Genomic DNA, 19,247 nt, shown 5'->3' on the forward strand with positions numbered 1-19,247 from the left:
GACCCCGGAGGTGTGAGTGCGACGTGGGCATGCCGTCATCCGCGCGTCAGGACGTTTGCTGCTGCGCTGGCGCGTGCGCGGCCTGTGCGCGAGCAGGGCACTGTTCTGCACGTCTTGTTGAGACCGCTGCGTGCCACAATGCGCGCACTTTTTTGCCAGGCAATGCCGTCACGTGAGCACAGTGCGCCCCGCCATCGAGCCCATTGGCCTGGAGTTTCTTGCGGGGGGCGGCGAGATGGGGGCCTTGATGCGCGCCCACGACTGGGCGGCCACGCCGATGGGCGCGCCCGAAACCTGGCCGCAGTCGCTGCGCTCGTCGTTGTCGGTGGTGCTCAATTCCACCCTGCTCGGTGCGGTGCTGTGGGGGCCGGAGCTGCGCCTGTTCTACAACGACGTGTACGTGCAATCGATGGGCGAGCGTCATCCGCAGGCGCTGGGCCAGCCGGTGACCGAGGTGTGGAAGGAAACCTACGCGCCCATCGCGCAGGCCTTTGCGCGGGTGATGCAGACCGGCGAAGGCTTCGGGCAGGAAGTGATCACCTTGCCGATGCTGCGCAACGGTGTCAGCGAGATGACCTACTGGAATGCCACCGCCTCGCCGATCCGCGGCGAAGACGGCAGCGTGGTGGGGTTGATGAATATCGCCATCGAAACCACCGCGCAGGTGGCAGACGCGCGCAACCGCGACCTCCAGCACGCGCTGCTGAGCGACGAAAATACGCACCTGGTGCACGAGGTGGTCAACCGCACCAGCGAGCGCGATCGTGCGCTGGAGGCCGAAACCGTGGCGCGCCGCAATGCCGAGCGGGTGCAGCTGGCACTGGCGGCCGGGGCGATCATCGGCACCTGGATCTGGGACCTGCCCACCGACGCTTTTTCGGTGGATGAGGCCTTTGCGCAGAACTTCGGCTTCGATCCGTCCAGCAGCCGCAACGGCCTGACACTGGAGCAGGTGATCCGGACGGTGCACCCGGACGACCGCGAGGGGCTGCGCGCGGCCATCGGCGAGGCGCTCGCCCGCGGCGGTGCGTACGCGCACCAGTACCGGGTCAAACGGCGCGACGGAAAGTACTACTGGCTGGAAGCCAATGGCCGGGTCGAAAAGGCCGCCGATGGCACGCCGCTGCGGTTTCCCGGCGTGTTGCTCGACATCGAGGCGCGCCATGCGCTGTCGGAAGAGCGCGACCGCGCGCTGGCGGCCTTGCGCGAGTTGAGCGACACGCTGGAGCAGCGGGTTACCGAGCGCACGCGCGAGCTGATGACGGTGGAAGAAGCGCTGCGCCAATCGCAGAAGATGGAAGCGGTGGGGCAGCTCACCGGCGGGCTGGCGCACGACTTCAACAACCTGTTGGCGGGTATTTCCGGTGCGCTGGAGCTGATGAGCCTGCGCATCGAGCAAGGCCGCTTCTGCGAACTGGAGCGTTACGTGGCCACCGCGCAGGGCGCCACCACGCGCGCGGCGGCGCTGACGCACCGCTTGCTGGCGTTTGCACGGCGGCAGACGCTGTTGCCCAAGCCCACCAACGTCAACCGGCTGGTGGTGGACATGCTGGAGCTGATCCAGCGCACGGTGGGCCCGGGGATCTGCGTGGAAAACGTTGCCGCCGCCGAACTGTGGCTGGCGCTGGTGGATGCGCCGCAGCTGGAGAACGCGCTGCTCAACCTGTGCATCAACGCGCGCGATGCGATGCCCAACGGCGGGCGCGTGCGCGTGCAGACCAGCAACCGCCGGATCGACCGCGAGATGGGCCAGCAACTGGGCATGCCGGAAGGCCACTACCTGTCGTTGTGCGTGAGCGATACCGGCACCGGCATGCCGCCGGAGGTGGTGGCACGCGCGTTCGATCCGTTCTTCACCACCAAGCCGATCGGCGAAGGCACCGGCCTGGGCCTGTCGATGATCTACGGGTTTGCCAAGCAATCCGGCGGGCAGGTGCGCATCCACTCGGAAGTGGGCAAGGGCTCGACGGTGTGCATCTACCTGCCGCGGCACGCCGGTGCCGATGACAGCAGCGATGGCAGCACCACCGCGCTGGAACTGGCGCCGTCGCTGGCCGGGGAAACGGTGTTGATCGTGGATGACGAACCGTCCATCCGCCTGCTGTTCACCGAGGTGCTGGAAGAGCTGGGCTACACCGTGCTGGAGGCCGGCGACAGCGCCGCGGGGTTGGGCATCCTGCAGTCGCCGGTGCGGATCGACCTGCTGATCAGCGACGTGGGCCTGCCCGGCGGCATGAACGGCCGGCAGATGGCCGACGCCGCACGCGTGGGCCGGCCCAACCTCAAGGTGTTGTTCGTCACCGGCTTTGCCGAACACGCGCAATTGAACGACGGCCACCTGGAGCCGGGCATGGCGGTGCTGGCCAAGCCCTTCAGCGTGAGCGTGCTCGCCACGCGGGTGAAGGAGATGATCGCCAGCGAGTGCTGAGTGCTGAGTGCTGAGTGGTGCTGTGCTGTGCAGGCGTTTGCCTGCGCGCGTGCGCGTGCCCGGCCTGCGGCGACTGCGCCGGCCTCACTCCACGCTGGAGGCGACCAGCCGCTGCCATAGCGCGGCATTGGCGGCGTGGTCCGGCTCCAGCGTGGACAGCACGCTCAGCGCATGCTCCTGCTGCTCGGCGCCGTGGCGGGCGAGCATGGCCAGCGCGGCGGCCAGCCGGCCGTACCGCAGCGCCATGCCGAGCGAGCTGGTGAGCAGGGTGGGGTCGTGCCCGGGGCGTTGCTCGTCCAGCGCGGTGCCCAGCGCGGCAGGCAGCTCCCAGGTGGTGGCAATGGTCTTGGCGACGGCGGCGGTATGGCGCTCGACCAGCACGGCGGCCACCTCCAGGCTATAGGGCACGCTGGGGCGCTCGGCGTAGGCATCGCGCAGCACGCGCAGGATCACCACCGCACCCAGGCCTTGCAGCAGGCCGGCCAGCTGCGCGGCCAAGGTATCGCCGGCGCGCTCGCGCATGTAGGCAGCCGCGGCGGCGGCGGTCCGCAGGGCGTAATCCCATACCGCGGCCGGCAGGCGCGCGTAGAGGCCGCCCTCCAGGCTCAGCACCGGCTGCATGACCGCGGCAGCGACGATCTGGCGCACGCCCTCGGTGCCGATATGCACCACGGCCCGCTCCAGGCTTTCCAGCGGGCCGCCCTGCGGGCGGTACAGCGCGCTGTTGGCGATGCGCAGCAGGTTGGCGGCCAGCGCCGGGTCCTGCGCGATGATCGCGGCGATGCCGCGGCCGGAGGCATCCGGGTCGTTGACCGCGCGCATCAGCTGCGGCAACAACTGCGGGCGGCGTGGCAACAGCTGCGGGCGCAGGTCGACATGGGCGAGCGCAGCGCCGACCGCATCCAGCACCGCGGCCTGGGCCGGGTCGGTGGGCAGGCGTCCCTCGGCCAGCGACGGGTTGGACATCACTGCGGCATACATGCGGCGCAGCAGCGGCTGCATCGGCGGCGGCCCGCACAGCAGGGGGTGGGGTGTAGCCGCGCGCTGCGCCTGTGCCTGCCCGTGCGTGTGCACGGCCGCGGCCGCGGGCGCGGGCGCCGCGGGTGCGTCCTGCAGGCCGGTGTCGGTGGCGACAGGCGCGGCCGCAGCGCTGGCGGTGCGCGCACGCTGGCGCAGCAGCAGCCATGCGATGACGCCGGCCAGTCCCAGGCCGGCAAGCAGTCCGGCAGCAAGCAGCAACACAATCACGGAGGTCCAGGGGTCGTCTGATCGGTGCAGCGACTATCCGCGAAGCCGCTGTTCACGGCAATGCAGGCGTGCGTGGCGCGCGGTGCAGGCAGACCCGCACACCGGTACTGCCATGCTGCACTGCGGGGATGAGCGGCGTGTCTTCCAGCTGACCACTGCGCTGCACGTGGCGCTAACGCAGCAGGCAGCACTATGCGTCACCAGCTGTGCAGCCCTAGAGCATCTAGGCAGCTTAAAGGGTGCAGGCATCCGCAGTTGGACCACTTTCGATACGAAGACACCGCGCATGGCGCGGTGTTTTCGTTTATGCACGGGGACGGGCACACGCGCGCGATGTCACAGGCGGTGCATCACGGCATCACCGCGCTAGAGCGTGCCCTGTTTCCACAGCCGCACGATCGCGGCCGGTGCATGTTCTTCGGGGATGCGCAGCGGCTCGCTGCCGCCGTCCCAGGCGATGCTGAAATAGCGGCGATCGCCACCACCAGCCTGCGGGCGCGGCAGCGCATGCGCCAGGCACTGGTCCAGCACGCTGCGCAGCTGCAGGCGCTGGGCATCGTCCAGCTCGTCCATCACCAGCTGCCGTTCGCGCCGCATGGCGGGGAAGGCGGCCACCCCGCCTTCGCGGGCCAGCCGCAAGGTCACGCCTGCCTCCACCGGCGGACGTTGTGCACTCATGTGAGCACGCCCACGTCGCGCCAGGCCTGTTGCACCGCGGTTGCCTCGGCACTGCTGGCGCCATAGTCCGCACCGGCGATGCGGACGGTGAGCGCGGCAAAGGTGGCGAAGTCCGCGCCGGCGGCCAGCTCGCCGCCGGTGAGCGCGCGGTACCAGATGCGGCCGGTCTTCTCCCACGCGTAACCACCGATGGCCACGGCAGCGCGATAGAACGCGTGGTTGGGAATGCCGGAGTTGTAGTGCACGCCGCCATCGTCCTCCTGGGTGTCGACAAAGCCGTCCATGCTGGCCGGTTGCGGATCCTTGCCCAGGGCCGGGTCGTCGTAGGCCGTGCCGGGTGCGCGCATCGAGCGCAGGCCCACCCCGTTGATGCCGGGCATCAGCAAGCCGGCGCCGATGATCCAGTCCGCCTCGCTGGCCTGCTGCTGCAATGTGTACTGCTTGATCAACACGCCGAACACATCCGACAGCGACTCGTTCAAGGCACCGGACTGGCCCTGGTAGATCAGGTTGGCGGTGCGCTCGGTGACGCCGTGGGTCAGCTCGTGGCCCACCACGTCGATGGCGATGGTGAAGCGGTTGAAGATTTCGCCGTCGCCATCGCCGAACACCATCTGCTCGCCGTTCCAGAAGGCGTTGTCGTAGCCACGCTCGTAATGCACGGTGCCGATCAACGGCATGCCGTCGCCGTCGATGGAATTGCGCGCGTACACGGTCTGGAAGAAGGCGTGCGTGGCGCCGAGATAGTCGTAGGCCTCGGTCACTGCCACATCGTCGGTGGCGGCGGCGCCTTCGGCACGGACCAGGGTGCCGGGCAGTGCGGTGCCCTGTTGCGCGTCGTAGATCTGCCGCTGCACTGCTTGCTCAGTGGGCGCGCTCGCTGCATCGGCGGCCGGCGGCCGGGTGCGTGCAAGCAGGCCGAGCGCGCGCTGCTGCCGCAGCTGGGCGGTGATCTGCCGGGACAGCCGCGCGCACTGCCGCGCACGCTCGGGTGCGGCCTGGGCCACATGGTCCAGCAGATACGGCGGCAGGATGCCGGCACGGCGTGGGGTGACAATTGCAGACATGAGCGACCTCCACAAGGACTGCGCCCGCGACTATGCCGAGGCCGGCTTTAGGAATTCGTTAGGCAGGCCCACTGTGCGCCCTGCGCAGGCATCGCGATAGGCCTGGCGTTCATTCCAGCTGCGACAAGGCCTGCTGGATCGGCGTCTGCCCGTCGATGAAGCCCACCGTCTTGCCGATGGTGGCCGGCAGCGCCAATGCCGCTGCGATGACCTGCGCGACGTTGGCACGCGACACGCCGCCGTCGGCATCGCCGCCCGGATCACGGGTGATGCGGCCCGAGGGCGGGTCCTGGGTGAGGCGTCCCGGCCCCAGCACGGTCCAGTCCAGCGGGGTAGTGCGCAGGTGCGCATCGGCCGCGGCCTTGGCCTGCGCGTAGGCGAAAAAGGCATCGTCCGGGCCGATGCCGTGTTCCAGCCCGGCACCGAGATAGGACACCATCACGTAGCGGCGCACGCGGGCCTGCTCGGCGGCGTGCATCGAGCGGATCGCCGCATCGCGGTCCACCGCGTAGGTGCGCGCGGCATTGCCGCCGCCGGCGCCGGCCGACCATACCACCGCATCGTGGCCGGCCAGTTGCGCGGCGATGGCGTCGGTGTCGGCCTGTTCGATATCGAACAGCTGCGGGGTAGCGCCGTCGGCAATCACATCGTCTGCGTGCGCAGGATTGCGAAACAGTGCAGTCACCGAATGCCCGCCGCGCACCAGCAGCGGCGTGAGCAGGCGTGCGACCTTGCCATGGCCGCCGATCAACACGATACGAGACATCCCAACCTCCAAGACGGCGCGCCCTCGCGGCGCGGACTGCCCGCATCCTCGCCAACAGGGCGCTAAGGCAGCGTTATCGGCCGCGCAGGCGTATGGCCAAACGCTGTTTCCCGGCATGCGGTGCGTGGAGGTCCGGATGCGATGGGGCGGTGACGCACGCAGTGCAGCGGCATTGCGACCACCCTGCGCATCACGCAACCATCCGCAGGCGATGCACTGCACCGATCCGGCGGCATCGCGCAGCGGCGCTGGCATCTCTCGGCTGTCGCTACCAGCGTGCAAGGCGCAGATGCAAGGTAGATCGTCGCCCACGATCCTCTCGGTCAACCCGTTGCCGATCATCGGGATGGCGCCTGCCTGCCGCACATCTGGGACACTACGGCGCCACACCTTCGGGATGCCTATGTCCAGTTCAATCGATAGCGATCTTCGTCCACGCGTCGGATGCGGCGCGTTCATCCGACGTGCCGATGGTTGCCTGCTGCTGGTGCAGCGCGGGCGTGCGCCCGAGCAGGGCCATTGGGGCCTGCCCGGCGGCAAGGTGGACTGGATGGAAACGGTGGAACATGCCGTGGTGCGCGAAGTGCTGGAAGAAACCGGCCTGCACGTGCAGTTGCAGGCCGTGCTGTGCATCGTCAGCTACTTCGAGCCGGACCTGGCGCCGCCGCAGCATTGGGTCGCGCCGGTGTATCTGGCCGCGATCCAGGGCAGCGAGCACGCCGTGCGGCGCGAGCCCGAGGCGATTGCCGACATCGGCTGGTTTGCGCTGGACGCGCTGCCGTCGCCGCTGACCACCTCCACGTTGCAGGCGTTGCAGCATCTGCCAACTGCGGCGTCGGCACCTGCCGAATGAGTGCAACGCATCGATGCCGCAGGACCCGGTACCGGCGGCGATGCACCGGCCTGCGCAGTGTTGGTGCTGATGCTTGCAGCAACGCGATGTTCGCGCGGATGCAGGGCGACGCGTGCGCTGCCGGCGATGCCGACCGCTTGCGTACGTTTGATGCGGTGGCCTGATTGCGCGCTGCAATGTGCGTAGTCGCCGCATTTGCGTTACATCGCGTCGTTACATGCAACGTGCGTGTCTGCACGACTTCCAGCACATCATCTGCGCTGTCTGCTGGCGCTATCCTCGCCGGTTCGACTTGCCTGGGAGGGCACCGCATGACACGTCATTGGTTGAACAAAACGCTAGCGCTCACATTGGCCTGCACCGCGTGCAGCATGCACGCAACCGCCGCCGAGCCGGCCATACCGGCCACCGCATCCACCCCGGATGGCATCCGGCACGTGCCTGCATTCGACCTGCCGGTGTCGGAGTTTCTGAGCCCGGCTGCACGTGCGCATATGGCCAAGGGGGTGGCCCGCGCCGATCCGTTGGACAAGGCCGACAACGCCACCTTGCTCAAGCAACTGCCGGGCATCCGTGCCGACACCGAACGGTGGGCCAAGGGCGTGATTGCGCAGCTGCGCACGCGCTACGCGGTGGAGATCACGCCGGAGACCTGGAATGGCGTGCCGGTGCTGCGGGTGGAGCCGCGCACGCGCACACCCGAGCAGGCCAGGCGCGTATTGATCGAACTGCATGGCGGTAGCTTCGTGATGGGCAGCGCGGCCTCGTTCGGGTTGATGGAGGCCATTCCGCTGGCGGCAATGACCGGCATGACCGTGGTCGCGGTGGATTACCGGATGGGGCCCGAGCACCATTTTCCGGCCGCCAGCGAGGACGTGGCGGCGGTGTATCGCGCCGCGCTCAAGACCTACGCGCCCGAGCGCATCGGCTTGTTCGGGTGTTCGGCCGGCGGCGTGCTCACCGGCGAATCGCTGGCATGGTTCGCCAAGGAAAAGTTGCCGATGCCGGCAGCGGCCGGGCTGTTCTGCGCCGCAGGCGATGCACGCTACCGCGGCGATTCGCGCATCGTGGTGGCGGCAGTGAACGATGCCTTGTTGCCGGACAAGGCCGGTGCGTTGCCGATCTGGGAAGACCTGTACTACGGCGACAACGTGGACTTCCACGACCCGCTGGTGTCGCCGGTGTTTTCCGATGCGGTGCTGCAGCAGTTCCCGCCAACGCTGTTTCTGACCGCCACGCGTGCGGCCGAGCTGAGCAATGCCGCCTACACGCATGCGCGCCTGGTGGACCTGGGCCGTGAATCGGATCTGCATGTGTGGGACGGGCTGGGCCACGCCTTCCACCTCACCAACGCGCTGCCGGAAAGCCAGCAGGCGCTGCGGGTGGCCGCGCGTTTCTTCAGCAAGCACCTGGGCCTGCCGCCACCGACGCTGGCCGCGCCACGCTAACGCCACGCTGACACCGGCTAGGCGCGGTGCTTACATCCTCTGACCTAGGTTGAGACCGACTGGCGTTGCACATGCAACGCCGCTGTTGATCAGGAGAATCGAATGAGTCTGCAAATTCCTCAAGGTGCGTTGGTGGTGGTGGCCGATGGCGGCGAAGCACGCTGGTTCACCAATACCGGCAACGAAGCCAACGTGGTGCTGCGCCAGCACGCGCGTACCGATGTGCAGAACGTCGACGACGATGGCCCGGCCGGCAAGGCGCCGCAGGATCTCAGCGAGGCGGACATGGACGAGATGACCTTTGCCAAGCAGCTCTCGCATGCCCTGAACGATGGCGCGCTGAAGCACGAGTACACGCATCTGGTCCTGGTGGCCGACCCGACCACGCTGGGCCGCGTGCGCCCGCTGCTGCACAAGGAAACCCAGCAGCGCCTGGTGGGCGACCTGGCCAAGGACCTGACCAACCTGCCGCTGGAAGACATCCAGCGCGCATTGTCGTAAGCACAGCGGAGCGGCGAGACGATGGGGTTTGTTCGCGACTACGCTACCCAGGCGCCCGAACGTAGCGAGGTGGATGCACAGGCCGGCCTGCAGGTGCTGGAGTTCGGCACCGACTGGTGCGGCCACTGCATCGCCGCGCAGCCGCTGCTGCAGAAGTTGCTGGGTGGCGTTGCGGCGCTGGACTACCGCAAGGTCGAAGATGGAAAAGGGCGGCCCCTGGGCCGCTCGTTTCGCGTCAAATTATGGCCAACCATCATCCTGCTGCGCGACGGCGTGGAAGTTGCACGTGCCGTGCGCCCGCAGACGCGCGAGGACCTGCAGCCGCTGCTGTCGCAGCTGGGCGAGGCGCCGGTCTAGCGCGCAACGCGCCTGATCGATGGCCCGCCATGGCATGCAGATGCCTGCGCATCGATGACGCGATGCAGGCGCGCATTGCGCCAGATGCCTTGAAACAAGCGGGTTTTCGTCATCTGGCGGCATCCCGCCTGCAGCGACCTGCGCGCTGTAGTACCATAGCGGGCTGATCAAGCCCTTGGGCATTGCCCATCCCTTGGTCGTCTGTCCCGCAGCGTCGCTGAGTTCACGCGGCCGTCCGGGAATGCCTCCGGCGTCATCCAGTGCCTGTGCCATTGCCATGCCTGACTGATGCGCCGTGTCCTGTGCGTTGCCAGGGCGAGTGGGCAGCGATGGCCGCACCTGGAGACACGACATATGCACGATACGCGCGCAATTGCCTCGCACTTCGGTTGGTTCAAGCGCCGCCGCCAACTGCAACTGGACGAGGTCACGGTGGTGGATCGCGGCATGCTGCGCAAGGCCGTGGGCGCTGCGGCGCTGGGCAATGCGATGGAGTGGTTCGACTTCGGCGTGTACGGCTATCTGGCGGTGACGCTGGGGCAGGTGTTCTTTCCGGCCAGCAATCCCACCGCGCAGTTGATCGCCACCTTTGCCACGTTCACCGTTGCGTTTCTGGTGCGGCCGATCGGCGGGCTGGTGTTCGGCCCGCTCGGCGACCGCTACGGGCGGCAGAAGGTACTGGCGGCGACCATGATCCTGATGGCGCTGGGCACCTTCAGCATCGGCCTGATTCCGTCCTACGCCAAGATCGGCCTGTGGGCACCGGCGCTGCTGTTGCTGGCGCGGCTGCTGCAGGGGTTTTCCACCGGTGGCGAATACGGTGGCGCGGCCACCTTCATTGCCGAATACGCCACCGACCGCAATCGCGGATTGATGGGCAGCTGGCTGGAATTCGGCACCCTGGGCGGCTACATCGCCGGTGCGGCCACGGTGACGGCGCTGCACATGACCGTGACCCCGGCGCAGATGCTCGACTGGGGCTGGCGGGTGCCGTTCCTGATTGCCGGCCCGCTGGGGCTGCTGGGCCTGTACATGCGCATGAAGCTGGAAGAAACCCCGGCGTTTCGCGCCTATGCCGAGCAATCCGAACAGCGCGAACGGGAAACCGCCGCGCAGGGCCTGCTGACCATGCTGCGCCTGCACTGGCCGCAGCTGCTCAAGTGCGTGGGCCTGGTGCTGGTCTTCAACGTCACCGACTACATGCTGCTGACCTACATGCCCAGCTACCTCAGCGTCACCATGGGCTATGCCGAGAGCAAGGGCCTGTTGCTGATCATCCTGGTGATGCTGGTGATGATGCCGCTCAACATCGTCGGCGGCCTGTTCAGCGACCGGCTGGGGCGCCGGCCGATGATCATCGGTGCCTGCATCGCGCTGTTCGCGCTGGCCATCCCCTGCCTGCTGCTGATCGGCAGCGGCCACGACGGGCTGATCTTCGCCGGCCTGATGCTGCTCGGCCTGGCGCTGGTGTGCTTCACCAGTTCGATGCCGTCCACGCTGCCGGCGCTGTTCTACACGCCGGTGCGCTACAGCGCGTTGTCGATCGCGTTCAACGTGTCGGTGTCGCTGTTCGGTGGCACCACGCCGCTGGTGACGGCCTGGTTGGTGGAGCGCAGCGGCGACCCGCTGGTGCCGGCCTATTACCTGATGGGAGCGGCGGCGATCGGCCTGGTGACCATGCTGTTCGTGCGCGAAACCGCCGGCCTGCCGCTGCGCGGCTCGCCGCCGGCGGTGGCCAGCGATGCCGAGGCACGCGCCTTGCTGCGCGCCGACAGCCCGGTGACGGTGGATACGCAGCTGCCCGGCAGCACGGCACCGTCCATCGGCCCGGCACGCACGGCGTAGGCGGGCTCGGGGCGCGCGGCCGGGCCCGTCACCGGTGCGCCTGTGCGGTTGGCACGCAAGGCCGTGGTCCGGCGCAGCGGTGGCGACCGTGCAGCCGCACTGCCACCGGGTGCCTGCAGTTGCCGCCGCTAGCGCGGCGCGTGGCCGTGCGGCTCGGGGTCGCGCATATCGGCCGAGGGCATGCCTTGGCCGGTTTCCACATAGCGTTTGAGGCTGCTGCCTAGGAAGAAGCGCCAGCCGCGGACGCAGGCGTCCCTGCAGGGCGAGTCGCGATAGCCGGAGTGTGCGAACTCCACCTGCGTGCCCTGGCTGGTGGAATGCAGATCGAAGCGCATCACCGTGCCCTCCCAGGCATCGGTGTCGAGCATGTTGGAGGCGTGGCAGCGCCACAGCACCAGGCGGTAGTCGGCGCCGTCGTCGATGCTCAGCTCCACCCGCCAGCCCTGCCGGCTCCACTCCAGCCGCACCCGGTTCCCGACCAGGCTTACCTCGCGCGTCCACCAGCAGGCCAGCTGCATGGGCTCGGACAACGCGACGCAGACCACTTCCGGTGCGGCCGCGATGACGATGCTGTGGCGGATCTCACGATTCATCTGACCAGCATTGGCTGCCTGATCCCGATGATCGCGCATTTTGCCGGCCGATTGCAGAATGCTTTTTCCTGACTGCCGGGTTCGCTCGTCCGGCGCTCACATGGCGCTGGGTACCATCGGCGCGAGCCCAACAACGAAGAGCAGGCATGACGACGCTTCCGATAACGGTGATGGACGTTGCCGCGCAACGCGATCTGGCCACCGCGCACGCGCTGCTGGAAAACCCCGGTGTGGCAGCCCAGCTGGCCAATGCGTTGGGCGCACCGATCGAGAACCTGATGACCCGGCGGCTGCCGAAACTGGTCACCCGCAGCATCGATGGCGTCACCCGCCGCGCGCTGCAGGTGGCGATGAAATCGGCATTACTGAGCCTGCGTGGCAGCACAGATACGCAACAGCCCGCGTCCACCGCACGCCACACCATGGCGGTGGCCGTCGCCGGTGGCGCGGGTGGATTCTTCGGCCTGCCCGGCCTGCTGGTGGAGCTGCCGGTGACCACCACGGTGATGCTGCGCTCCATTGCCGATATCGCCCGTTCCGAGGGCGAATCGCTGCACCATCCGGAGACCGCATTGGCCTGCCTGGAAGTGCTGGCGCATGGTGGGCGCAGTGTCGGCGACGACGGCGCCGAATCGGGCTACTTCGCGGTGCGCGCCGCGATGGCGCAACAACTCAGCGCCGCGGCGCATTACGTTGCCGCGCACGGGTTTGCCAGCAAGGGCGCGCCGGTGCTGGTATCGCTGGTGTCGCGTGTTGCGGCCAAGTTCTCGGTCAATGTCGGCGAAAAACTCGCCGTGCAGGCCGTGCCGCTGGTCGGAGCGGTCAGCGGCGCCACGCTCAATACGGTGTTCATGCGCCACTTCCAGGCAATGGCGCGCGGGCACTTCATCGTGCGCCGCCTGGAGCGACGGTATGGCCAGGATGCGGTGCGGCGTGCGTATGAGGCGCTGCCTGCGGCGCGTTGAACGTAATGCACGGCGTAGCGCACGGCGATGCTGCACATCGCGCGGCGGATGGGCGTACGCGCCATCCCGGCAACATGCAAGAACGCAGAATTTGCAGGCCTGCGCTGATGCACTGGCACCCGCATGCTGGTCTGGCGTTGCATCGATCCAGTCGTGTGGCTGCACGCCGCCGTCTGCGCGCGCGACAATCGCGTTCGCTCTTCCCGGACGTTTTTCATGACCAAGTCTTTTTCGCCAGCTTCTGCACGCAATCGCGACCCGATCCTGGAGGTGCTGCAACGACACGTTGCCGACCGTCGCAATGTCTTGGAAATCGGTGCGGGAACCGGGCAGCACGCGGTGCATTTTGCGGCGGCGATGCCGTGGCTGCGCTGGCAGGCCAGCGACCATGCCGATCATCTGCCGGGAATGACGCAGTGGCTGGACGAGGCGGCACTGCCGAACACGCCGCCACCGATTGCATTGCAGGCGGTGCTGACACCGACGCCCGGCCTGGCGCCCACACCGCCATTGCCGCCCGCGCGGGCCGGCGAGGCTGCCGGCTATGACGCGGTCTACAGCGCCAACACCTTGCACATCATGGGCTGGCCGCAGGTGCAGGCCTTGTTTGCCGGGTTGCCGGCGGTGATGGCGCCGGATGCGCTGCTGGTGGTGTATGGGCCGTTCAACCGCAATGGGCAATTCACCAGCGAGAGCAACCGCGCATTCGATGCGATGTTGCGCGAGCGCGACCCTGCGTCGGGAATCCGCGATGCCGAAGCAGTGGACGCACTGGCGGCGTCGGTGGGATTGCAGCTGATCGACGACGCGGCGTTGCCGGCGAACAACTGTTGTCGGGTGTGGTCGCGGCAGTCGCGGTGAGTGTGTCGCCGACACGTTGCCGATGCGGCAGCGGCGCTGTTTTCCAGTGCAGTGGATTGCAAGGGCCAGGACCGGGAAGCGCACTGCACCCGATCATGCACGGAGAGGGCGGTGCGCTGCGGCAGTCAGCGACGGCGCCGTTCCAGCCACCACAGGGCTGCGGCCAGCGTGAGCCAGGCCAGCAGCCAGGGCCAGCGGGTACCGGGTAGCGATGTAGGCGTGCCGATACCTGCGCGCGCGTCGAAGGCGGCCATCGCAACAGTGGCGTCGCGGGTTTGCTGGGTGTACAGCGCGGAGGCATCGCCGGGCGCGCGCACATAGAGCCAGCGCTGCTGTGTGCCGGTCTGCAGGCGATGCCAGCCTGCGCTGGTCGGCCAGTAGCCGGCGCAGGCCCGGGCGCCGCTGGCGGCATCGATCAGCAGTGCCTGGGAGCGACCGGTGGAGTCGGTGACATGCGCGTCTGCGACGACACCGCACAGCGCCATGCGTTGGTGCGACCAGCCTGTCTGCACCGCAGCGGGCGCCGTGCCGCCGGCGCGGGCGACCGCACTGAACAGCTGCGCCCATAGCGCGGCATGCAGGTCGCTGCGGCCGGCCAGCACCAGGACGAAGCTGTCTTCGACCAGGCCGATGCCGATGCGGCCGCGGCCTTGCTGGCGCCACCAGCCCAACGCGCTGCCGTCGTCTGCGCGTGCGGCAATCACCGCGTCGGCGTCCTGCGCTTGCAGCTCGCGGCGCTGCAGCGGCGGCAGGGGCGTGGCGTTGGCCGCCGCTGCGGCCGGATCAATGGCGCCGGGCGCTGCCAGCGCCAGCGGCGCGGCGACTGCGGCGCTGCTGCTGCCGCCTGTCACGGCCAGGCCCAGCGCGCCGAGCGCGGCGCGGGCGGCCGCATCCACGGGGCCGTCGGTGCGCACCAGCACGCCCAGGCCGCGGCCGATCGCAGCGCGCACGCCCTGGCGCTGTGCGTTGCCCAGGACGACCAGGCGGCGCTGGTCGATGACCAGCAGGTCCAGCGCATCCAGGCTGGCGGCATCCAGTGCAGCGCCCTCGCCCAGTTGCACGCCGGGGCCGACGGCGATCTGGCTGCGCACCTGCATGCCGGCATCGCTGGCCCAGCGGCGCAGGTATTTCAGTTCCGGCTGCGGCGCGCCGGCCAGCACCAGCACGCGTGCGGACGGCACTGCGGCGATCAGCACCGGCACCGTCACGCGGCCGCGTTCTGCGCCTGCGGCATCGCGCAGGCGCAGCGCGAACACCACCTGCCCGGATGCGCGCGCCAGGCCACGCAGCTGCACCTGGCCGCGCGCATCGGCGGCAGCGGTGTCGACCACCTGCCCGGCGGGATCCAGCAGCTCCACCCGCGCGCCCGGCAGCCCCTGCACGCGCGCGCTGATCGCGATGCGTTCGCCGGGTGCGACCGGGGGCGGCGTGGAGACGGCGACCAGGCCTGCCGGCGCCAGGGTCAGCGCCAGCCGCACCGGGATGCGCAGGGTGTCGCGGTCGCGTGCGGGCAAGCCGCTGCCATGCACGACCAGCGCGGTGGTGCCGGGCGCACGGCGCAACGCGGTGGCCAGGTCCGGCATGCGGGTCACGCCCGGCAAGGCGGGTGCCTCGGGCAGCGCGACCCACGGCGCGGCATTGGGGCGAACCTGATCCGCCTGGGTGCCGGCGGTGGCGACATGCAGCTCGCTTGCACTGCCGGCGCGCGGCGGCGGCAGCAGCACCGGGTAGAGCAGGCCGGCGAGCAGCGGCTGGGCGGCGAGCAACAGCCACAGCCGCAAGCGCGCATGGGGCTGCCGCGCGTGCGCGCGCAGCAGCCGCCACCAGCTCAGCAGCACCAGCAGCAGCAAGGCACTGCCGACCAGCCAGGGCAGCGAAAGCGTCATGGCTGCGGCTCCTGGCGGCGTGCATCCGCACAGTGCCGGCCACCCCAACGCGGCGGCGCGGCGTGCCCACCTGGCCGCCGCAAGCACCCCATCGCCAGCGGCAACCGCAGGGCCTTGCCGGCGTGCAAACGTGGCGAGAGGTTCATGGCCTGGCTCCACGTACGCCATATCCAGGGCGCGCTGGAGGTGGCGCGACGGTGCGCCAGGCAACGGCGACTGTCGTCTGCCGGGGCGACGGCAGCATCATGGTGGCGGCTCCTGGCGCAGGGCATCCAGATAGCGCTGGCCGCGCGCGTCCGGCGTGGGGCGACGGCGGACCGGGGCCTGCGGGGCGATGAGCGTGCGCCAGACCTGGGCGCGCAGCTGGGCGCGGCAGCTGGCGCAGTCCGGTTCGGAGCGCAGGGTTTCCACCGCGGCGGCCAGGCTCAGCGGATCGGGCAGGCGGTCCTGCCGGGTCTGCAGCCACTGCGCGTAGCGGGCCAGGGCGGCATCCGGGACCGGCGCCTGTTCGCCCAGCGCGTCCCATAGCTGCAGCGCGGACGGATCCGGATCCGGGCGGGTGTCCAGGCCGGCGGCGCGGTCGCCCAGGCCGGCGCGGTCGCCGCTCAGGCGCCGGCCGGGGTCGATCGGCGGCAACTGCGTGCCGACCCGCGCCAGGTAGATGCGTTCGGCCTGCTGCACCTGCTTGATGAAGCCCAGCGCCTTGTTGGCAAACGGCAGGGCGCGTTCGGGGTGGCCCTGCCGCAGCTCGCCCTCGGACTGCCACATCTGGTCCAGCGCGGCGCGCAGCAACGCGCGGGTCTGCGGGTCGAGCAAGGTGGCGGCTTCGGCATGGTCGTGGGTGTGCCCGAACTCGGACAGCACATCCTGCGCCTGGCCGAAGCCGTGGCGTTCGGGCCCGCCGTCGCCGTGCGCATGGTCGTGGTCGTCCAGCGCGGCGGCGCCGGCCTCGGATGCGGCGGCGTGGTCGTGGTCGTGCGCGTCATGCCCGTGTTCGTCCCGGGCGGGCGCGGGCGCCGCCGCCGCAGGGGCGGCCGGTGCATCCGCGGTGGGCATGTCGGCGGTGGGCAGATCGTCGGCCGGGGTGTCGCTGGTGGGCGGTGCGTCGGCGGTCGGCGGGCCCTTGGGCGCGCCTTCGCTCTCTTCGCCCAGGAACTGGCCGTAGCGCAGCCGCAGCAGGCGCTGGTCCACGCCGATGGCGTCGGCGCGCTTGAGGTAGGTGGCCGCGTCCAGGCGCGGTTTTTCCTTCAGCAGTGCCTCGGCGTCGATGATGATCTGGCGCTGGCTGCGGAAATAGGCCGGCAAGGTCTGCTTGACGCTGGCCTCCAGGCCGGCGGCCATGGTCTGCTCGGGCGGTGGCCAGCGCAGGATCACGCTGGCGCTGCGGCCTTCCTGCGGGCCGGGCTGGCGGGTGTCGTGGACGATGAGCTGGGCGATCAGGTCGTCGCCGGCCGCCATGCCCAGCGCCTGCGGCTGCAGCGTGGTGGAAAAGCCGCGCTGCCTGGCCGGGCCGCTGCCGCCGAGCGTGCGGCGCTGGGTGGTGAAGGTGATGTTCTCGCCGCTGCCCTGGGCCAGGGTCAGGCGCAGCTCGGCGCTGGCGGCCACCGCGTAGTCGTCGCTGGCTTCGAAGCGCAGCGTCCAGCCGCCATTGGCGGGTGTCCACAGCACCAGGCTCTGTTCGGGCGCCAGCACCCGCACCTGCGGCGGGCGGTCCGGCAGCACGTCGAGGCGGTGCAGCCGGCGGTCGGCCGGCACGCCGTCGATGAGGATGCGGTACAGGCTGGCGCGCTCGGCGATCCACTGGCCCTGCCAGTGATCGGTAATGCCCTGCCGGGCCAGCGCGATGCTGCGTCCGTCGGTCAGCCGCAGCGCCACGCTGCGCGGCGCCGGGTGGACCTGTAGCTGCCAGTGCAGCCGGGTGCCGGCCGGCACGCGCGCATCCAGGCCGGGCAGGCGGGTGGGCGGCAGGCCGGTGTAGGCGGGCGGGGTGCTGTGCAGCCGGGCCTGACCCAGCGTGGGGGCGCCGGTGTTGGCACCGGCGGCGGCGATCCGGTCCTTGCCTGCCGTGGGCCGGTGGGCGGAGTGCGGCCACAGCAGCACGGCGGCGCAGGCGAGCAGGCCGAGCAGGCTCCACGGCCAGCCGCGCCGCCAGGGCCAGGCCGGGCGCAGGTCGCGCGGCGTGCTGCGCAGGCGCTGTTCCAGGCGCTGGCGTTGCAGGGCCTGCAACGGACCGAGCTGCCCGGGCGGGGCGAACAGCAGGTCGCTGCTGTCTTCCAGATCCGCATCGCGATCCAGCCGGCGGATCAGCCAGGCCTGGTCGAGCCGGCGTGCCGCCAGCACTGCCACGCCGAGCAGAACCAGCAGGCCCAGCACGCCCAGCAGCATCGGCAGGAGCGCCGGCTGCGCACCGGCGCGCCAGGCCAGCAGCGCCGGCAGCACGGCCAGCGGCAGCCCGCACAGCAGCACGCCTGCGGCCTGCCGTCGTCGCGCGGCCTGCCATGCGCGGTGCAGGGCAGGCGTACTCATGCCGCGGTGCCCCGGCGTGGCGCGGTGGCCAGCCAGCGTTCGACCGCAAACAGCAGCAGCACCAGGCCGATCAGCCACGGCGCCAGCGGCCGGGGGGCATTGGCCAGGCGGATGGCGGGGCCGCGTTGCGGCTGTTGGGTCTGCGCCAGCGCGCGCTGTGGTGCGGGTACCGACTGCAGGGCGTCGTGCAGGCGGGTGGGAAAATCGGCCTCCAGCAGCGCCGGCAGCTGCTGCGGCTGCAGCGGCGCGGCCCAGCGCAGCAGGCGACCGCGGCCCACAGCGCTGGCATCGATCAGCGGGGTGCCGTGTGCATCCTGCAGCAGCGGTTGCAGCGGGCCGGCGAGTGCGTGCGGGGCCGGCGTCTGCGCCGCGAGCAGCAGTTGCCCGCCGGCGGCGACCCAGGCGATGACCGGCGCCGGCGGTGGCCGCTGCGACAGCCAGGCCACCACCGTGCCGGCCGGCCAGCGTGCCGGCGCGGCGTCCGCGGGCGTGCCCACCGGCAGTGCGCCGGGCAGTGCCCAGGCGGCATGGACGGCGCGCAGATAACGCAGCGCCGGGTCGGCGGGAGCGTCGGCGATGGCCTGCAGCCGCAACGGTGGAACGGCCGCCGCAGCGGCCGCCGGCGACTGGCCGGGCAGCACCTGCCACTGCACGTTGCGCGACAGCTGCAGGCGTTGCGCATCCAGCGGCCCCCACTGGCTGGGCACGATCACGCTGAGCGCGGTCTCCGGCGGCAGGCTGGCATCGAGTTCGCGCAGCAGGCTGCCGACCGGCGGCGCGGTGCCGGCGGGCGTGGCGGGTGGGCGTGCCGCATCGGCAGCGATCGGCGGGAAGCCTGGCGCCAGCCAGACCCACTGCGCGTTGGCCGCGTGGGTGAGTGCCCGGGCGGCGGCCAGATCCACGCCGGGGCTGACCGCGATGCGCGGGCGCGCCTGCCGGTGCTCGCGCAACGCCGGCTCGGCCAGCAGCAGCGCCATGGCGGCCAGCAACAGCAGGCGCACCAGCAACAGTGGCCATTCGTCGAACCGCACGCGGTGCCGGGGGCGCGGCAGCGCGCGCAGCCAGCGCAGTGCGGCAAAGTCGGTGGGGCGGTGTTCGCTGCGTCGGGCCAGGTGGATCAGCAACGGCAGCAGCAACGCGGCCAACGCGGCCAGGCCGGCGGGGAACAGCAGGAGCAGGTTCACCGCTGCGCTCCCTCAGCTGCGGCGGTCGCGTCGGTGCGCCG

The 19,247-nt window shown here is 70.2% G+C and carries 16 protein-coding genes; 8 read left to right on the forward strand and 8 right to left on the reverse strand.

Annotated features, from left to right (window positions below):
- Positions 1-172: 172 nt before the first annotated feature.
- Complete coding sequence (locus H7A87_RS00365) at positions 173-2,428, forward strand: ATP-binding protein (RefSeq protein ID WP_119127205.1); 2,256 nt, start codon at positions 173-175, stop codon at positions 2,426-2,428.
- Positions 2,429-2,512: 84 nt separating this feature from the next.
- Here H7A87_RS00365 and H7A87_RS00370 read toward each other — a convergent pair whose 3' ends face one another.
- From H7A87_RS00370 to H7A87_RS00385, 4 genes are all read right to left on the reverse strand, one after another.
- Positions 2,513-3,676: an HDOD domain-containing protein gene (locus H7A87_RS00370; protein WP_180496833.1), complete on the reverse strand. Its 1,164-nt coding sequence runs from the start codon at positions 3,674-3,676 to the stop codon at positions 2,513-2,515.
- Between the two features lie 366 nt (positions 3,677-4,042).
- The gene (locus H7A87_RS00375) at positions 4,043-4,354 is read right to left on the reverse strand and encodes a protealysin inhibitor emfourin (protein ID WP_119127206.1); all 312 of its coding nucleotides are present in this window, start codon (positions 4,352-4,354) and stop codon (positions 4,043-4,045) included.
- Complete coding sequence (locus H7A87_RS00380) at positions 4,351-5,421, reverse strand: M4 family metallopeptidase (RefSeq protein WP_119127207.1); 1,071 nt, start codon at positions 5,419-5,421, stop codon at positions 4,351-4,353. Before H7A87_RS00380 ends, H7A87_RS00375 begins: the two co-directional genes overlap by 4 nt.
- A 109-nt stretch (positions 5,422-5,530) precedes the next feature.
- Positions 5,531-6,187 (reverse strand): SDR family oxidoreductase, encoded by a 657-nt coding sequence (locus H7A87_RS00385; protein ID WP_119127208.1) that lies wholly within the window; start codon positions 6,185-6,187, stop codon positions 5,531-5,533.
- Positions 6,188-6,584: 397 nt separating this feature from the next.
- On the opposite strand from H7A87_RS00385, the gene H7A87_RS00390 reads away from it, so the two are divergent.
- The 5 genes from H7A87_RS00390 (at position 6,585) to proP (ending at position 11,191) form a co-directional block, all read left to right on the forward strand.
- Entirely contained in the window at positions 6,585-7,040 is a 456-nt protein-coding gene (locus H7A87_RS00390) for an NUDIX domain-containing protein (protein WP_119127209.1), read from the forward strand.
- Between the two features lie 371 nt (positions 7,041-7,411).
- On the forward strand, positions 7,412-8,488 hold the full coding sequence (locus H7A87_RS00395) for an alpha/beta hydrolase (RefSeq protein WP_180496834.1): 1,077 nt from the start codon (positions 7,412-7,414) through the stop codon (positions 8,486-8,488).
- A gap of 102 nt (positions 8,489-8,590) precedes the next feature.
- Positions 8,591-8,989: a host attachment family protein gene (locus H7A87_RS00400; RefSeq protein WP_104586097.1), complete on the forward strand. Its 399-nt coding sequence runs from the start codon at positions 8,591-8,593 to the stop codon at positions 8,987-8,989.
- Positions 8,990-9,010: 21 nt separating this feature from the next.
- Positions 9,011-9,346 carry a thioredoxin family protein gene (locus H7A87_RS00405; protein ID WP_119127210.1) on the forward strand — a complete coding sequence of 112 codons (336 nt, stop codon included), beginning with the start codon at positions 9,011-9,013 and terminating at the stop codon, positions 9,344-9,346.
- Between the two features lie 354 nt (positions 9,347-9,700).
- On the forward strand, positions 9,701-11,191 hold the full coding sequence (proP, locus tag H7A87_RS00410; RefSeq protein WP_119127211.1) for a glycine betaine/L-proline transporter ProP: 1,491 nt from the start codon (positions 9,701-9,703) through the stop codon (positions 11,189-11,191).
- Positions 11,192-11,319: 128 nt separating this feature from the next.
- On the opposite strand, the gene H7A87_RS00415 is transcribed toward proP, so the two are convergent.
- Entirely contained in the window at positions 11,320-11,784 is a 465-nt protein-coding gene (locus H7A87_RS00415) for an SRPBCC domain-containing protein (RefSeq protein ID WP_104586134.1), read from the reverse strand.
- 170 nt (positions 11,785-11,954) lie between these two features.
- Between H7A87_RS00415 and H7A87_RS00420 the strand changes: the two genes are divergently transcribed.
- Together H7A87_RS00420 and H7A87_RS00425 are read left to right on the forward strand one after the other, a co-directional pair.
- Positions 11,955-12,749 (forward strand): EcsC family protein, encoded by a 795-nt coding sequence (locus H7A87_RS00420; protein WP_119127212.1) that lies wholly within the window; start codon positions 11,955-11,957, stop codon positions 12,747-12,749.
- A 216-nt stretch (positions 12,750-12,965) separates the two neighbouring features.
- Complete coding sequence (locus H7A87_RS00425) at positions 12,966-13,610, forward strand: DUF938 domain-containing protein (RefSeq protein ID WP_119127937.1); 645 nt, start codon at positions 12,966-12,968, stop codon at positions 13,608-13,610.
- A gap of 125 nt (positions 13,611-13,735) precedes the next feature.
- Here the strand turns inward: H7A87_RS00425 and H7A87_RS00430 are convergent, their stop codons facing one another.
- The 3 genes from H7A87_RS00430 to H7A87_RS00440 form a co-directional block, all read right to left on the reverse strand.
- The gene (locus H7A87_RS00430; protein ID WP_119127213.1) at positions 13,736-15,496 is read right to left on the reverse strand and encodes a carboxypeptidase regulatory-like domain-containing protein; all 1,761 of its coding nucleotides are present in this window, start codon (positions 15,494-15,496) and stop codon (positions 13,736-13,738) included.
- Positions 15,497-15,739: 243 nt separating this feature from the next.
- Positions 15,740-18,022 (reverse strand): hypothetical protein, encoded by a 2,283-nt coding sequence (locus tag H7A87_RS00435; protein WP_180496835.1) that lies wholly within the window; start codon positions 18,020-18,022, stop codon positions 15,740-15,742.
- Complete coding sequence (locus H7A87_RS00440; RefSeq protein WP_119127215.1) at positions 18,019-19,206, reverse strand: BatA domain-containing protein; 1,188 nt, start codon at positions 19,204-19,206, stop codon at positions 18,019-18,021. Before H7A87_RS00440 ends, H7A87_RS00435 begins: the two co-directional genes overlap by 4 nt.
- Positions 19,207-19,247: the final 41 nt, after the last annotated feature.

Source organism: Xanthomonas sp. CPBF 426 (genome assembly GCF_903989465.1).
In the GTDB taxonomy this organism is placed as follows: Bacteria; Pseudomonadota; Gammaproteobacteria; order Xanthomonadales; family Xanthomonadaceae; genus Xanthomonas; species Xanthomonas euroxanthea.

Coding starts and splice junctions, on each gene's coding strand:
- H7A87_RS00375 (WP_119127206.1), bottom strand. CDS start 4,354: ATGAGTGCACAACGTCCGCCGGTGGAGGCAGGCGTGACCTTGCGGCTG.
- H7A87_RS00380 (WP_119127207.1), bottom strand. CDS start 5,421: ATGTCTGCAATTGTCACCCCACGCCGTGCCGGCATCCTGCCGCCGTAT.
- H7A87_RS00385 (WP_119127208.1), bottom strand. CDS start 6,187: ATGTCTCGTATCGTGTTGATCGGCGGCCATGGCAAGGTCGCACGCCTG.
- H7A87_RS00390 (WP_119127209.1), top strand. CDS start 6,585: ATGCCTATGTCCAGTTCAATCGATAGCGATCTTCGTCCACGCGTCGGA.
- H7A87_RS00395 (WP_180496834.1), top strand. CDS start 7,412: ATGCACGCAACCGCCGCCGAGCCGGCCATACCGGCCACCGCATCCACC.
- H7A87_RS00400 (WP_104586097.1), top strand. CDS start 8,591: ATGAGTCTGCAAATTCCTCAAGGTGCGTTGGTGGTGGTGGCCGATGGC.
- H7A87_RS00405 (WP_119127210.1), top strand. CDS start 9,011: ATGGGGTTTGTTCGCGACTACGCTACCCAGGCGCCCGAACGTAGCGAG.
- proP (WP_119127211.1), top strand. CDS start 9,701: ATGCACGATACGCGCGCAATTGCCTCGCACTTCGGTTGGTTCAAGCGC.
- H7A87_RS00415 (WP_104586134.1), bottom strand. CDS start 11,784: ATGAATCGTGAGATCCGCCACAGCATCGTCATCGCGGCCGCACCGGAA.
- H7A87_RS00420 (WP_119127212.1), top strand. CDS start 11,955: ATGGACGTTGCCGCGCAACGCGATCTGGCCACCGCGCACGCGCTGCTG.
- H7A87_RS00425 (WP_119127937.1), top strand. CDS start 12,966: ATGACCAAGTCTTTTTCGCCAGCTTCTGCACGCAATCGCGACCCGATC.
- H7A87_RS00430 (WP_119127213.1), bottom strand. CDS start 15,496: ATGACGCTTTCGCTGCCCTGGCTGGTCGGCAGTGCCTTGCTGCTGCTG.
- H7A87_RS00435 (WP_180496835.1), bottom strand. CDS start 18,022: ATGAGTACGCCTGCCCTGCACCGCGCATGGCAGGCCGCGCGACGACGG.